Here is a 14064-nt window from a genome sequence, read left to right on the forward strand (position 1 = left end):
CGGGGGATGCCGTGCGCATTCGCGGCGCCTTGCAGTGGCCCGCGCCCACGATCCTCTCGTACTGGCGACATCGACCGGCGTAGTCCGGTTGTCGTTGCCGGTTCTCGTAAGCGGTCGTCGTAACCCGTTGAGAACAGATCATGAGCACCCTGCTGGCGAGCGAGTGCCGCGCGATCGACATGATCCGTGAAATCGGCGAAATCCACTGACGAGGTTCTCATGGCAAATTTTCTGAATATCCATCGCGAAGGCGCGATCCTTGTTCTGACCATGGATCAGCCGGATACGCGCGATATGCTTGCCGGAAACACCGCCGTACAGGAAATAGTTGACGCCTGCACGATGATCGCCGCTGACGTGTCCGTGCGGGCGGTCATCCTCACGGGCGCCGGGTCCGTTTTCAGCTCCGGCGAGAATGTCAGGGACATGCAGAAGTACGAGCGTGACACGCCGCCGCCCGAGACGGCGTGTCAGGAGTACCGCAGCGGCATCCAGCGCGTGCCCAAAGCGCTTTACCACTTGGAGGTGCCGGTGATCGCGGCCATAAACGGCCCTGCGATTGGCGCAGGTCTCGATCTTGCCTGCATGTGCGATATCCGCATCGCCTCTGCAAGCGCAACGTTTGCAGAAAGCTTCCTCACGGCCGGCATCGTCCCGGGCGACGCTGGAGCGTGGCTGTTGCCCCGGGTCGTGGGGCGCGCAAAGGCGGCCGAGATGGCGTTTTTCGGCGAGCCCGTTTCGAGTGCGGAAGCATTGGAATGTGGACTGGTCTCGCGCGTGGTCGAGCCTGAGGCGCTGATGGATACGGCTCTGAATGTCGCCGCCCGGATCGCAGCCAATCCTGGCGCGGTGCTCCGGATGACGAAACGTCTGCTGCGAGGGGCCGAGCACGGTTCGCTTGAATCCTCGCTCGAGCTCGCCGCGAACCTTCAGGCGATTGCCCACATGGACCCCGGTCACCATGAGGCGGTGCGCGCATTTGCGGAGAAGCGACCGCCAAAATTCCGGCACTGAAGTACGACGATCTTCCCCCTTCATTCCAGCCAACATGACTCTTCAGATACCTCTTGTCGTCGACCTTGTGCGCAGCCCCGCCGGGCGCATTAAGGCGGGCGGCGCATTTACAGAATTGCATCCGACCGAACTGCTTGCCCAAGTGCTTCAGCAACTGGTGCAACGTACCGGTATTGATCCCGCCGACGTCGGCGACGTCGTGACGGGATGTGTGAGCCAGGCAGGCGAGCAGTCGGCGACGCCGGGACGCGTCGCGTGGCTGGGCGCGGGATTTCCCGAGCATGTGCCGTCCACGACAATCGACCGCAAATGCGGCTCATCCCAGCAGGCGATTGCGTTTGCCACGCAGGCCGTCATGGCGGGCGTGCACGACATGGTGATCGCCTGCGGCGTTGAGTCGATGAGCCACGTTCCGATGGGCAGTGCACGTATGGACAGGAATCCCTTCGGGCCTTCGTACATTGCGCGTTATGGTCAGCAGATTTCGCAGGGGGTGGCGGCAGAGCGCGTCGCCGCACAATGGAACCTGTCGCGGGAGGAACTGGATCGCTATTCGGCACAGTCACACCAACGCGCTGCGGCAGCGGCCGAGTCAGGACAGTTCGCCCGTGAGATCGTCGGCATCCGTACGGGCGCCGGTCAGATCGATCAGGATGAAACCGTGCGGCCGTCCACCACGGCGGACAGCCTGCGGGAGTTGAGGCCGTCGTTTGCCGATGAGCGCCTGCGCGAGCGCTTTCCGGAGATTACGGACTGGCGCATCACCGCGGGCAATTCATCACAGATGACGGATGGAGCGGCTGCCGTGCTGATTGTGAGCGAACGTCTGGCGACGCGTCTGAATCTCCGGGCGCGCGCGCGATTCGTCGCGTTTGACGTGCGCGGTGACGACCCGATGATGATGTTGACGGCGCCGATCGCCTCCAGTCGCGCCGTGCTGCAGAAGGCGGGATTGAAGGTGCAGGATATTGACACCTTCGAGGTGAATGAAGCCTTCGCTCCTGTACCGCTTGCGTGGCTGAAAGAGCTCGATGCGGATCCGACGCGCCTTAACCCGAGTGGCGGCGCGATTGCTCTGGGCCATCCCTTGGGCGCTTCGGGCGCCCGTATCACGACGACCCTTGTGAACTGGCTGGAAATGCACAATGGTCGTTATGGACTGCAGACCATGTGTGAGGCAGGCGGAATGGCGAACACCATGGTGCTGGAGCGAATTTAACGAAGAACGGATGGGAGGAGCATCGAAATGGATAATGAAAAGAGCAGCGCTATCGTGACAGGAGGCGCGTCCGGGCTCGGACTCGCGACGGTGCGACGGCTTGTCGGGCAGGGTATGCATGTCGTTATTGCGGATCTGCCGGCGTCGGACGGCGCGCGGGTAGCGGATGAACTCGGCAACCAGGTCCGGTTCGTCCCCGCGGACGTCACGAATGAGGCGCAGATTCAGGAAGCCGTCGCCACTGCGACAAGCCGGGCGCCTCTGCGCGCCCTTGTGCACTGCGCAGGACGCGGCGGTGCACTGCGCGTCATCGACCGGGAGGGCAATCCCGGATCGCAGGCGCTCTATGAAGAGGTCGTTCGCGTGAACCTGTTCGGCACCTTCAATACGCTGAGGCTCGCCGCCGCCGCAATGGCGAAAAACGAGCCCAGGGACGGTGACCGGGGCGTCTGCGTGCTGACGTCGTCGGTCGCCGCGTGGGAAGGCCAGGTCGGCCAGATACCGTACGCCTCCGCGAAGGCGGGCATCGTCGGCATGACGCTCGTCGCTGCGCGCGACCTGGCCCAGCACGCCATCCGGGTGATGACGATCGCGCCCGGCATTTTCGATACACCGCTCCTGGCGCGTCTGCCCGAGAACGTACGGGCGTCGCTGGGTGCCGCGGTTCCACATCCACCACGACTTGGACAGCCGGACGAATTCGCCCGGCTTGTGCTGCAGATTCTCGATAACCCCATGCTGAACGGCGAGACCATCCGTCTGGATGGCGCCATCCGCATGCAGCCACGCTGACGTACTCACGAGTTCCGAACTTCTGGTTGAACGCCGTAATGGCGTACTCGTCATGACGATGAACCGGCCCGACGCACGCAATGCCATGACGCAGGCGCTGGCCCGTGAAATGGCGGGCGCGCTTGACGAGTTGAACGACGACGCAACGCTGCGGGTTGGCGTGCTGACGGGCGCCGGCGGAAATTTCTGCTCGGGCATGGATCTCAAGGCCTTCCTGCGCGGTGAACTTCCCCGTATCGAAGGACGTGGATTCGGCGCGCTGACGCAGAAGCCACCCCTGAAGCCGCTGATTCCCGCAGTGGAAGGCTACGCTCTTGCCGGCGGATTCGAGATGGCGCTGGCTTGCGATCTGATCGTGGCGTCGCGCACCGCAAATTTCGGCCTGCCTGAAGCGAAGCGGGGCCAGGCTGCCACGGCTGGTGGTCTGATCCGCCTGCCGCGACGCATTCCCTATCATGTCGCCATGCAATACATCCTCACAGGCGACATGCTGCCTGCAGGCTCTGCCGCGCAGTTCGGACTGGTGAACGTGCTGACAGAATCCGGCGAGGCGCTCAATGCCACATTCGCGCTCGCCGAGAAGATCCAGGCGAATGGCTCCCTTGCCGTGATGGCGGCAAAGCGGGTAGTGGCCGAACCGGGTGACTGGCCACAGGCCGAGATGTTCGAACGGCAGGCAGTCTATACGCATCACGTCTTTGAGTCTGAAGACGCGAGGGAAGGAGCCAAGGCCTTCGTCGAAAAACGCCTGCCCGTCTGGAAAGGATGCTGAAGCGATTTCGATTCGTATTCGCCTCTGCGACGCATTCCTGACGGGATGACCAAGCGCGCGGATGTCCGGAAATGTATCCGGAAATGCTGAAACAAAGATTCGTTCTTCCATATTGCCTGATGCCACCTCTCGTGCTTCTGTGCGTCGCGAGGAAAACCCGGAACATCATTGGGACGGTGGTCCGCCGACCACCGGTTTCACTCGCACAAACAGGGCCATTGACGTGGCCCGTATCTTGTCAGTGCCTACTGATAAATACACACACCGCGCTGGCCGCCGCGCCCGGCAGGGAACGCGCTCGCCTGCAGACGCCTCGTCCTTCGGGCGGCATACGGCATTCAACGCTGTGCCTGCGCTCATTCGTCCCCTTTCATCAGTCCAACGAAGCAGGATAGAAACCAAGGCGAACATGCGCCTGTTACCGCTCGGGTGGAACCTGTTGGCGGCTCGTCACACACGGCGACGGCGCATCGCGATGCCTGCCGTCCTTCATGTAGTGTCAGCATGGGCTTTTCCCTGATTGACCCTGTCGATGGGTGAACGACAATCGGCGGATACGATCGCGACGCCCGGGGACAGACGAATCGGATTACGAGCGCGCATAGGCCCGCAATGGTCACGACGTCCACGTCTGCCGTTTCCCGGATATCGCAGGGGATCCGGACATGGAATCGCCCGCGTTATCGACAGCGATAGCATGACGCCACGGCGGGACGAATCTGGCAGTGGCTGCGCGGCCGGATTTTTTTGGCGATCTACACTCGGAGTGTCCCATCCATCATGAGAAGGAATCTGCGCCGATGTCGAAATTGAAGCAAGTCACGGATCTTGAGCTAAGGCTGCTGCGCAGCTTCACCGAGATCGTTGACCGGGGAGGCTTTGCTGCTGCGCAGGCAGCGCTGAACATATCGCAGTCGGTGATGAGCGAGCATCTGAAGACGCTCGAGGTCCGTCTTGGGTTTGTGCTATGCAAGCGCGGGCCCGGCGGCTTCAAGCTGCTGCCTGAAGGCGAGCGTGTCTACAAGTCAGCCAAGCAGCTCTTCGTCTCGATTGACGCGTTCAAGGCGGACATCGGCGAAATCGGCGACGAGATGGCGGGCGAGGTCATCGTTGCTGTCGAGGACGAGATCATTACCAACCCGGCCTGTCGCCTGCCTGAAGCACTGCAGATGTTTGGCGTTCGTGCAGGAAGCCGGTCGCGGGTGCAGGTTGAAGTCATGGTGGGATATCAGGCCATCAGCCACGTCGCGGATGGTTCCGTGCACCTCGGGATCAGCCTCTCGGACGTCTATACGCGAGACGTGTCCACACAGCATCTTTTCGATGAAGTCGGGGAAATCTACTGCGGAAATGGGCACCCCCTTTTCGATGTGCCCGACCACGAGATTACAGAAGCCCAGCTTGCCGAGTACCCTTATTCCAGTCGCGGACACCTGGAGCGCAAGGATGCGCTGCTCATCGGGAACAACTTCCGCTCGGGCGATGTAGGGCTGGGCGCACAGGCGCAACTGGCGCTTGTGCTTTCGGGTAGGGATCTCGGCTGGGTGCCTCAGCACGTCGCCGCACCGTTCGTCGCGATGCACAGGGCGCGCGCCGTCAGACCAGACATTACGCGCCGGACAGTTCCGATCAATGTCGTGAGTCGCGACGCGGGCCCACATGGAAAACTCGTCGCGATGCTTCGATCCTGCGTCGTCATGGCGCACACTTACGGATCCCCCTCCGACGCCCGTCCCATGGGCGTTTCCGTCGCTGCAGCCAAGGGTTAACGCGGGTCAATCCAGTCGACCGGACTGACCGCAAATGCCTGCGAGAGAACCGATCCTAGGTTCTCCTGGCAGCGATAGTGAAAAAAAATCCCGATCCATATACTGGTTTTTGAAGTCGCCGTTGTGGCGACTTCAATTTCGTGACGACTTCAGCGGCTCGCCAGTCCAATCCTGAAGCGTTCTCGTGAAACCAGCTCAAGGAAAGCACATGTTGATCGGGAAAGTAGTCAAGTGTTGTACGGTCGCGGCCGTACTGACCATCAGTGGTACGTCCGCCTTTGCCGACCAGGCGCCCAACCTGCAGGGGCAGAAAATAACAGCGGCCTTCTTTGGCGGCTCGCTTCAGAAGATGATCGAAGAAGCCTGGATGACTCCATTTGAAAAAGCGACAGGCGCCAAAGTAAGCATCGACTCTCCTAACCCGAGGGCAAAACTCAAGGCGCAGGTGGAGTCTGGCAACACGGTATGGGACATCTACACTGAAGACGCATCGTTCGTGCAGCAGAACTGCGGTGTGTTATTCGAGAAGGTCGATACGTCGAAGTTCGTTGCAGCGGGAATCGACAAACGCTTCATCACCAACGACTGTGGCGTATCGACAGTGGTGGTAGCCGAGGTGTTCGCATACAACGAAGACAAGTATCGAAACGCGCCCCCGAAAAGCTGGGCCGATTTCTTCGATCTCAAGAAATTTCCTGGCAAGCGCGCGATCTTCAATAACCCGATGACGGGCATCCTCGAAATGGCGCTGCTTGCCGACGGTGTTCCCGCCGACAAGCTGTATCCCCTCGATCTCGATCGCGCATTCAGGAAGCTGGACACCATCAAGGACAAGATCACCTGGACCCAGTCGCCGGGCGGTCTGACCGACGCGCTCGTCAATAACCAGGTCGATCTCGCCCTGGCGTTCTCGGGCCGCGTCGCTGCGGCGGCCAAAGCCGGGGCGAAGGTAGAGGTCGTGCGCAACCAGCAGCTCCTGTCTTGGGACCAGTGGGCGCTTGTCAAGGGCAGCAAGAACAAGGCTGCCGGAATCGCATTCCTCAATTTCGTCGCCCAGCCCAAGCAGCAGGCCAGTATGACTGAGCTTACGTCGTACGCAACGGCAAACACAGACGGACACCCGAAGGTCGATCCGCTTTCGGCGCACTTCCTGCCGGTTCGTGAGAATGCCGTGTTCGTCAATCAGGACTGGTGGGCGAAAAACTTTGATGCCGTCAACCAGCGCTTTGTGGCGTGGCAAACCCAGTAACGGGCGGCCTTGTATCGCGACGTGTTAGCAAGATGGGGCCTCGACCCGGAAAGCTTCCGGGCTGTGGCCATCCGTCATCAACGGATGTATTGGGGAGGCGTGTGATGTCGTTTTCATCCCAGGGTATGACAAGGAACGGCGGCCTTGGAGCCGCTCTTTCGATCAGGAATCTGACCAAACGCTATGGTCATAACGCTCCCGCGGTCGATGACGTGAGCCTAGACATCCAGGCGGGTGAATTCGTCACATTCCTGGGACCAAGCGGTTCCGGCAAGACAACCACCCTGAGCATGGTGGCCGGATTCACGGACGTGACGTCCGGTCAGATCCTTCTCGGAGGCCAGCCGATTGAGGCGTTGCCCCCTCATCGCAGAAACATCGGCATGGTGTTCCAGAGCTATTCGCTGTTTCCACACATGACCGTGTTCGATAACGTCGCCTTTCCGTTGAGAAGGCGGGGGATCGGCAAGGCGGAAATCAGGTCGCGGGTAGGGCGCGTGCTCGAGTTGATCCAGCTTGCGGACAAGATGGACCGGTATCCGACGGCGCTCTCGGGGGGGCAGCAGCAGCGAGTCGCGCTCGCGAGAGCGATTGTTTTCGAGCCGACGCTTCTTCTGATGGATGAGCCGCTGAGTGCGCTGGACAAGAAACTGCGCGAACAGATGCAGCTTGAAATCCGCAGGCTTCACAAGGAACTGAAGATCACGTTCATCTTCGTGACCCACGACCAGGAAGAAGCGCTCGTCATGTCCGACCGCATCGCCGTTTTTCGGAACGGCAAGCTCGCACAGGTCGGAACGGCTGCCGACCTGTACGAGCGGCCGCAGTCACTTTTCGTCGCGAATTTTCTCGGTGATTCGAACATCCTTCACGGCACTGCTCGCGTCGAGCAGGATTCTCACATCCTCGAGAACCGCTGCGGAAAATTCATGGCGCCGCGCTCGCAAAAACTGGACGGCTCCACCGCGGCCGCCATCAGCGTGCGACCTGAACGTATGCGCGTGATCCCTGTCGCCCAGGAATGCGGTGAACCTAATCGTGTGAATGCGCGCGTTTCCCAGATCATTTACGTGGGGTCCTCGCGCAAGGTGGAGGTCGCCCTGTCCGACGGGACGCTCATGCAGATCCGGGAGCAGCCGCGCGACCAGATCGATGTCAGGGAAGGTGCGGAGGTCGCCGTCTGCTGGCCCATCTCGGCCAGTACCATGTTGCCTGACGAAAAGGGAGGCGCAGGTGACTGACTCAGGAATTGTGTCGACGGATTCACCCGGATCTGATGTTGCAACTGCGAATACACGCCCACACGGTCGAATCAATCGCGCGGTGCTGCTCGTTCCTGTTCTCGCTTTTCTGGGACTGTTTTTCCTCTATCCCATCTTCACCATGACGGTGAAGAGCATCACCGACATTCCGCCCGGTGCGAGCGCATGGACGAATTTCGAATGGTTCTTTAGCGACCGGACGAATATGCGAATCTACTGGAACACGCTCGTTACGGCCTTCAAGGTCACCGTGTTCTGTGTGCTCGTCGCCTATCCGATGGCCTACTCGATGATGCGTGCGCGAGGCGTGTGGAAGCTCGCCATTCTGGGCGTCGTCCTGCTACCGTTCTGGACGAGCGCGGTGGTGCGCAACTTCGCCTGGGTCGTGATCCTACAGGACAGAGGTGTCCTCAATTATGTTTTGTCGCTCTTCGGTGCGCCTCCTGTCAGCATTTTGGGCACTGCGACGGCGGTCACCATCGGGATGGCTCAGGTGCTTCTTCCCTTTGCCGTGCTGCCCATCTACACGAGCATGCAGAAGATCGATTCGAGTCTGATGCGTGCCGCACTGATGCTGGGTGCGAGACCCGTCGTCGCATTCTTTACCGTGTTCCTTCCGCTGTCGATGACAGGGGCTTTCGCCGGGGCCGTGCTGGTCTTCGTTCTTTCGCTTGGCTTCTATGTGACCCCAGCGATACTCGGCTCACCGCGCGACGCGATGCTTCCGCAAATCATCTATGCGCAGGTGACTGAACTTCTGGCCTGGGGGCGTAGTAGCGCCATGGCGGTGGTGTTGCTCGTCACGACAGTCGGCATCCTGGCGGGTGGGGCGTTGATGACGCGCACCTTGCGCAACCGCATCGCCGCAAAGGAACAGTGAGAATCGGACATGAGCAACTACAACCTTTCCAGTTTCGTCATGCGCCGCGCAAGCAATGCCGCTCTGTATGGTGTTGCGAGCCTTGTCGCGTTCACCCTGATTGCGCCATTGCTAGTCATCATTCCGATGAGTTTCAGCGGCGTCCAGTCATTCGCTTTTCCACCCAAAGGCTTTTCAACGCAGTGGTACGTCAACCTGTTCACGAACGAAGCCTGGTATCGTGGGATGTTCCAGTCGTTCGGGATAGGGCTGGTTGTCACCCTGTTCTCGCTTGTCCTGGGAACCATGGCGGCCCAGGGGCTCACCAAGGTAAAGGGATTCCTGAACGCTGCGACTTCCTCGCTTCTGCTTTCGCCGATGATCATTCCCGCAGTTGTCAGCGGCGTCGGTACGTACGCCGTCTTCCTCAAGTGGCATCTGACGGGGAACTACCTCGGATTTATTCTCGCGCATACCGCACTTGCTACACCGTTCGTGCTCACGACCGTCTCAGCATCCCTGAAGGCCTTCAGCAAGACGCTGGAGTATGCCGCCGCGAGTTGCGGTGCAACGCCGACGGAAACGTTCTTTCTCGTCACGATGCCGATCATCAGTCCGGGACTCGCGAGCGGAGCTCTGTTCGCCTTCATGGCGTCCTTCGATGAAGTGGTCATCGCGTCGTTCCTGGGTGGTCCGGATCTGAAGACGTTGCCCGTCAAGATGTTCAACAGCGTGTATGTGGACTCGGACCCGACCCTGGCCGCGGTGTCGACCGTGATCATCGCAATCACGTCGATCGCCATCTTCATGGTGATGCGTTTCAATCGGGGCAGATCATCGTACGCGCCGGCGTGAGCTGCCTGCGACCGGATAACCCCTCGCGCGGCTGGTTCCCAGAGGTTGGCCGCGCATGATCTGACCATGTGAAGACCCGTTGGCGCCCGGGAGCAGGGAACGGATAGATACGCCGACGTGATGGTGAATGGCATGGCGTATCGGGTTCGATTGCTTCAGTCCGCCCGAACCATAGCGGGACACTCCTTGCGATATGGCAAACTCGTTGGAGGACATCATGTACCGGCCACAACACCTGTCACCTGAATTCATCGTCCTAGAAAGTCAGTATTGCCCAGGGGGCGTAGAGGCGTATCGAAGGAAGGACAAAAGCGTCCAGGATACAACACGATGCGCGCTGCCGGAGCGCCGCCAGCGCGAGAGAGGTTCGATGTCGGTCTCGGGTTGCTGGCGCCGTCTCGGTGAGATTATCCGTCGGTTGACCTGACCGACCCGCCCGCGTGCTTGTTGTGTTGCGCGATCGACCAACCGGACCTTTCATCCGAACACAAGACGGCCGCAACTTGCGCGCGTGTCCGGCGCAATGTATGCCCCGATCCGGGCCCCCGGGTTTGAGACCGCCCGTTACGACTGCGCCAGAAAGAGGCATATCGATTGTCTAACGGTCTAATGATGACGGCTGTGAGTGCGTAACGCGGGTTGGGGCTATGTGAGGGGATTGATACGAGGTGCTGGTGCTGCGCGTTGTGACGCAGGACGTCTCCGGAGCGATGCAGGATGGAGGTGATCCCGCAGCGTCGCCAGACACAGGCGCTGCTTTACGCCAGGGCGTCAGCCAGCGCGGTCGGCCGTATAGCGACCACATGCGGTTGATTACCTCCCAGGCCACCTTCGCTGACAACGGTCTGCGAAGGCGCACAGGACCGGAATTGGAGGATGTGGTTTCAGGCAGTTCAGCTCAGGACGGAAGCGATTGAGTCGTCCAGGACACTAAGAATCTGGTCGATGTCTTCGTTTGACAGCGCCAGCGAAAAGTAGAATTTGCCATGCGTCAGAGCGCCCCGTCGGACCATCGCCGTCATCAGCTGTCGCTGCAGCTTGAGGTTGCCCGATACGCTGCTGCGGTAATCGACGACGGGCACGTCCGTCAGCAGGATCTGCGACAGTGGTCCCGAGCCAATCGCCTGGCCCGGCAAGCCGCGTCTTGCGAAGATTTCGGCTGCGCCTTTTCGGAAACGGTCGCCGATTTCGTCGAGTCGTTCGTAGGTGCCCGGGCGACGCAACACATTCAGGGTCGCAATGCCCGCCGTCGCGGCGACCGAATTGCCGCAGGTCGTATTACCCGTGAAGCACTTGCGAGGATCCGCGGGACTACGCGGATTCGCAAGCTCCATGATGTCTGCGCGACCGCCCACCGCCGACAGGGGTAACCCGCCGCCGATAACCTTGCCGTATGTTCCGAGATCCGGCAGAACGTTGAACCGTTCCTGGGCGCCGCCCCATGCAAGACGGAAACCGGTCACGACTTCATCAAAGATGAGAAGGATGCCGTGGGTATCGCATATCGCGCGCAACCCCTCCAGGAAGCCAGGCTGCGGGTCGATGCAGCGCTGTTGAGCTTCAACAATGATGGCGGCGATCTCGTGTGCCGATGTCCTGACGATGTCCTCGACAACAGACAGGTTGTTGAATGGCGCGATCAGGACTTCGCTCTCCAGGACACGGGGAATGCCCGCACTGTCGGGACGGGCAGTGGGATAGTCCGGCTGTGGACTCGGCGGGTTCATGCTCATCAGCGCGTAGTCATTTCCGCCCAGGAAACCACCCTCGAACTTCAGGATTTTCGAGCGCCCCGTGAATGCCCGCGCGAGGCGCATCGCGTACAGGGTCGCGTCGGAGCCCGTGACGCCATACTTGATCTGCTGTGCGCACGGGATCGAGGAAACCAGCTGTTCGGCAAGCTCGATGCCTTTTTCGTTCAGCAGGTAGAAGTTCGACGGGCATTCGACCGCCTTGCGCAACGCGCTTACAACTTCAGGATGGGCATGCCCAAGCAGCATCGGACCCGAGCCGTTGACGCAGTCAATGTACTCCTTGCCATCCACATCGTAGACCCTGGAGCCTTTCGCATCCCTGATTACGAGATCGACTTCTTGGTCGAGCACGTAGGTCGTAAATGCACCGCCGGGCATGACCCGGTACGCGGTGGCAAGCTGCTCTTTCATGGTTTCCATGGTCATTTTGATAAGTAGTTGCGGTGCTACCAATGTGACCATGCAAGGCTTGGCAGAGCAAGACGGGAGTAAGAAAGCTTGTTTCGGACTTTCCGAAGCATATCTGGCAAATTCGCTCAGTATGATAGAGCGGCATGAGCATCGAACGGTGTCGACGGCCCACCTATTATGGACACCATATCGCCTGATACAGGCGAGAGAACGTGTAGCGCCGCCGCGCTGGTCACGAAGTCAGCCGCGATGATTCGGGCCGCGCGCAAGTGTCCGAACAGGGGAACACAAGAACAAGGCGAAGCGGGCCCTGACAGCTGCTGCCAGCGAGACCAGCTTCCTATGCCGGCAGTGGTTCGCCAGTGCCAGGAATCCGTCGCCAGAAAAGGGATTTCGTGGCGAACTTAACAAAATGAGGAGTCTACCTTGAACGCAATTCCGACGTCCCGTACGGGACAAGCCATTCCCGCCGCCAAACTGCTGATCGACGGCGAGTTCGTCGAGTCGGGCACCACCGAGTGGCGCGATATCGTGAACCCCGCCACGCAGGAGGTGCTCGCACGTGTGCCGTTCGCGACCAAAGAGGAAGTGGATGCCGCGATCCGATGCGCGCATGTTGCGTTCGCGACGTGGAAGAGGACCCCCGTCAGCGTGCGCGTTCGCATCATGCTGAAGTATCAGGCGCTTATCCGTGAACACCTGCCGCGCATTGCGAAGACCCTGTCCGCGGAACAGGGCAAGACGCTGCCCGATGCCGAGGGCGACATCTTCCGCGGCCTGGAAGTGGTCGAGCATGCATGCTCGATCGGCACGCTGCAGCAGGGCGAATTCGCGGAGAACGTGGCGGGCAGCGTCGACACGTACACGTTGCGCCAGCCGATTGGCGTGTGCGCGGGCATCACGCCATTCAACTTTCCCGCGATGATTCCGCTGTGGATGTTCCCGATGGCGATCGTGTGCGGCAACACGTTCGTGCTGAAGCCGTCAGAGCAGGATCCGTTGTCGACGATGCAACTGGTCGAACTGGCGCTCGAAGCCGGTGTGCCGAAGGGCGTGCTGAATGTCGTACACGGCGGCAAGGACGTGGTCGACGCGCTCTGCACGCACGATCTGGTGAAGGCGATTTCCTTCGTCGGCTCGACCGCAGTGGGCACGCACGTTTATCGCCTCGGCAGCGAACACGGCAAGCGCGTGCAATCAATGATGGGCGCAAAGAATCACGCGGTGGTGCTGCCCGATGCGAATCGCGAGCAGACCTTGAATGCTCTCGCTGGCGCAGGGTTCGGCGCAGCGGGACAACGTTGCATGGCGACGTCGGTGGTGGTGCTGGTGGGGGCGTCGAAGGACTGGCTGCCGGAACTCGTCGAGAAGGCGAAGACGCTGAAGGTGAACGCGGGCCATGAGCCGAAGACGGATATCGGGCCGGTTGTTTCGCGTGCTGCGAAGGCGCGGGTTCTTGGACTCATCGACGCGGGCGTGAAGGAAGGCGCGACGCTTGTGCTCGACGGCCGTGATGTGACCGTGCCGGGCTATGAAGATGGCAACTTCGTCGGCCCGACGATCTTCAGCGATGTCACGACGGAAATGGACATCTACAGCACGGAGATCTTCGGCCCGGTGCTGTGCGTGATGACAGCGCCGACGCTCGACGATGCGATTGCACTCGTAAATAGCAATCCGTTTGGCAATGGTGTCGGTCTTTTCACACAGAGCGGCGCGGCAGCGCGCAAGTTCCAGAGCGAGATCGATATCGGGCAGGTCGGGATCAATATCCCCATTCCCGTGCCCGTGCCGTTCTTCAGCTTCACCGGTTCGCGCGGCTCGAAGCTCGGCGATCTCGGGCCGTACGGCAAGCAGGTCGTCCAGTTCTATACGCAGACGAAGACCATCACCGCGCGGTGGTTCGAAGACGGGACGGCGACTGGCCCGGTAAACACGACCATCCGTCTGGGTTGAGCCGGGGGTAGAGGCGATGAATACGGGATCGATCGAGTCTGCGGAGATTTTCAAGGTAGTTGTCGCCTCAACGTTTAGATTTCAGGCGGCCTTTCGCTCCTGGTTATCGCGCTGCGGAGTGCCTGCCAGGCTGTCGGTTCGATCCGGGTTCA

The 14064-nt window shown here is 60.5% G+C and carries 11 protein-coding genes; 10 read left to right on the plus strand and 1 reads right to left on the minus strand.

Translation table 11 applies throughout. The annotated features are described in order from the left end of the window. Positions 1–219 precede the first annotated feature (219 nt). From R8871_RS38090 to R8871_RS38130, 9 genes are all read left to right on the plus strand, one after another. Complete coding sequence (locus R8871_RS38090; protein ID WP_175055043.1) at positions 220–1014, plus strand: crotonase/enoyl-CoA hydratase family protein; 795 nt, start codon at positions 220–222, stop codon at positions 1012–1014. Between the two features lie 34 nt (positions 1015–1048). Further along, a complete protein-coding gene (locus R8871_RS38095; RefSeq protein WP_175055044.1) occupies positions 1049–2233 on the plus strand; it encodes a thiolase family protein in 1185 nt (394 codons plus the stop codon). A 27-nt stretch (positions 2234–2260) separates the two neighbouring features. Then, the gene (locus R8871_RS38100; protein ID WP_175055045.1) at positions 2261–3025 is read left to right on the plus strand and encodes an SDR family NAD(P)-dependent oxidoreductase; all 765 of its coding nucleotides are present in this window, start codon (positions 2261–2263) and stop codon (positions 3023–3025) included. Next, positions 2997–3797, plus strand: coding sequence for a crotonase/enoyl-CoA hydratase family protein (locus tag R8871_RS38105; protein ID WP_175055046.1), 801 nt, complete (start codon positions 2997–2999; stop codon positions 3795–3797). Before R8871_RS38100 ends, R8871_RS38105 begins: the two co-directional genes overlap by 29 nt. Before the next feature lie 800 nt (positions 3798–4597). Continuing rightward, positions 4598–5566 (plus strand): LysR family transcriptional regulator, encoded by a 969-nt coding sequence (locus tag R8871_RS38110; protein ID WP_175055047.1) that lies wholly within the window; start codon positions 4598–4600, stop codon positions 5564–5566. Positions 5567–5774: 208 nt separating this feature from the next. Next, complete coding sequence (locus R8871_RS38115; protein WP_246288077.1) at positions 5775–6815, plus strand: ABC transporter substrate-binding protein; 1041 nt, start codon at positions 5775–5777, stop codon at positions 6813–6815. 104 nt (positions 6816–6919) lie between these two features. After that, positions 6920–8056, plus strand: coding sequence for an ABC transporter ATP-binding protein (locus R8871_RS38120; RefSeq protein WP_175055048.1), 1137 nt, complete (start codon positions 6920–6922; stop codon positions 8054–8056). Beyond that, a complete protein-coding gene (locus R8871_RS38125) occupies positions 8049–8957 on the plus strand; it encodes an ABC transporter permease (RefSeq protein WP_175055049.1) in 909 nt (302 codons plus the stop codon). The genes R8871_RS38120 and R8871_RS38125 overlap by 8 nt, the downstream gene beginning before the upstream one ends. Before the next feature lie 9 nt (positions 8958–8966). Continuing rightward, positions 8967–9791, plus strand: coding sequence for an ABC transporter permease (locus R8871_RS38130; RefSeq protein ID WP_175055050.1), 825 nt, complete (start codon positions 8967–8969; stop codon positions 9789–9791). An 893-nt stretch (positions 9792–10684) separates the two neighbouring features. Here the strand turns inward: R8871_RS38130 and R8871_RS38135 are convergent. Next, the gene (locus R8871_RS38135; RefSeq protein WP_246288079.1) at positions 10685–11965 is read right to left on the minus strand and encodes an aspartate aminotransferase family protein; all 1281 of its coding nucleotides are present in this window, start codon (positions 11963–11965) and stop codon (positions 10685–10687) included. A gap of 417 nt (positions 11966–12382) precedes the next feature. On the opposite strand from R8871_RS38135, the gene R8871_RS38140 reads away from it, so the two are divergent. Further along, positions 12383–13912 (plus strand): CoA-acylating methylmalonate-semialdehyde dehydrogenase, encoded by a 1530-nt coding sequence (locus R8871_RS38140; RefSeq protein WP_175055051.1) that lies wholly within the window; start codon positions 12383–12385, stop codon positions 13910–13912. Positions 13913–14064 lie beyond the last annotated feature (152 nt).

Source organism: Paraburkholderia sediminicola, assembly GCF_902859805.1.
Taxonomy (GTDB): domain Bacteria; phylum Pseudomonadota; class Gammaproteobacteria; order Burkholderiales; family Burkholderiaceae; genus Paraburkholderia; species Paraburkholderia sediminicola.

What these genes read in the sequence shown, in the direction of transcription:
- R8871_RS38090 (WP_175055043.1), top strand. Translation starts at nt 220, where the DNA reads ATGGCAAATTTTCTGAATATCCATCGCGAAGGCGCGATCCTTGTTCTG.
- R8871_RS38105 (WP_175055046.1), top strand. Translation starts at nt 2,997, where the DNA reads ATGGCGCCATCCGCATGCAGCCACGCTGACGTACTCACGAGTTCCGAA.
- R8871_RS38095 (WP_175055044.1), top strand. Translation starts at nt 1,049, where the DNA reads ATGACTCTTCAGATACCTCTTGTCGTCGACCTTGTGCGCAGCCCCGCC.
- R8871_RS38110 (WP_175055047.1), top strand. Translation starts at nt 4,598, where the DNA reads ATGTCGAAATTGAAGCAAGTCACGGATCTTGAGCTAAGGCTGCTGCGC.
- R8871_RS38115 (WP_246288077.1), top strand. Translation starts at nt 5,775, where the DNA reads ATGTTGATCGGGAAAGTAGTCAAGTGTTGTACGGTCGCGGCCGTACTG.
- R8871_RS38135 (WP_246288079.1), bottom strand. Translation starts at nt 11,965, where the DNA reads ATGGAAACCATGAAAGAGCAGCTTGCCACCGCGTACCGGGTCATGCCC.
- R8871_RS38120 (WP_175055048.1), top strand. Translation starts at nt 6,920, where the DNA reads ATGTCGTTTTCATCCCAGGGTATGACAAGGAACGGCGGCCTTGGAGCC.
- R8871_RS38100 (WP_175055045.1), top strand. Translation starts at nt 2,261, where the DNA reads ATGGATAATGAAAAGAGCAGCGCTATCGTGACAGGAGGCGCGTCCGGG.
- R8871_RS38130 (WP_175055050.1), top strand. Translation starts at nt 8,967, where the DNA reads ATGAGCAACTACAACCTTTCCAGTTTCGTCATGCGCCGCGCAAGCAAT.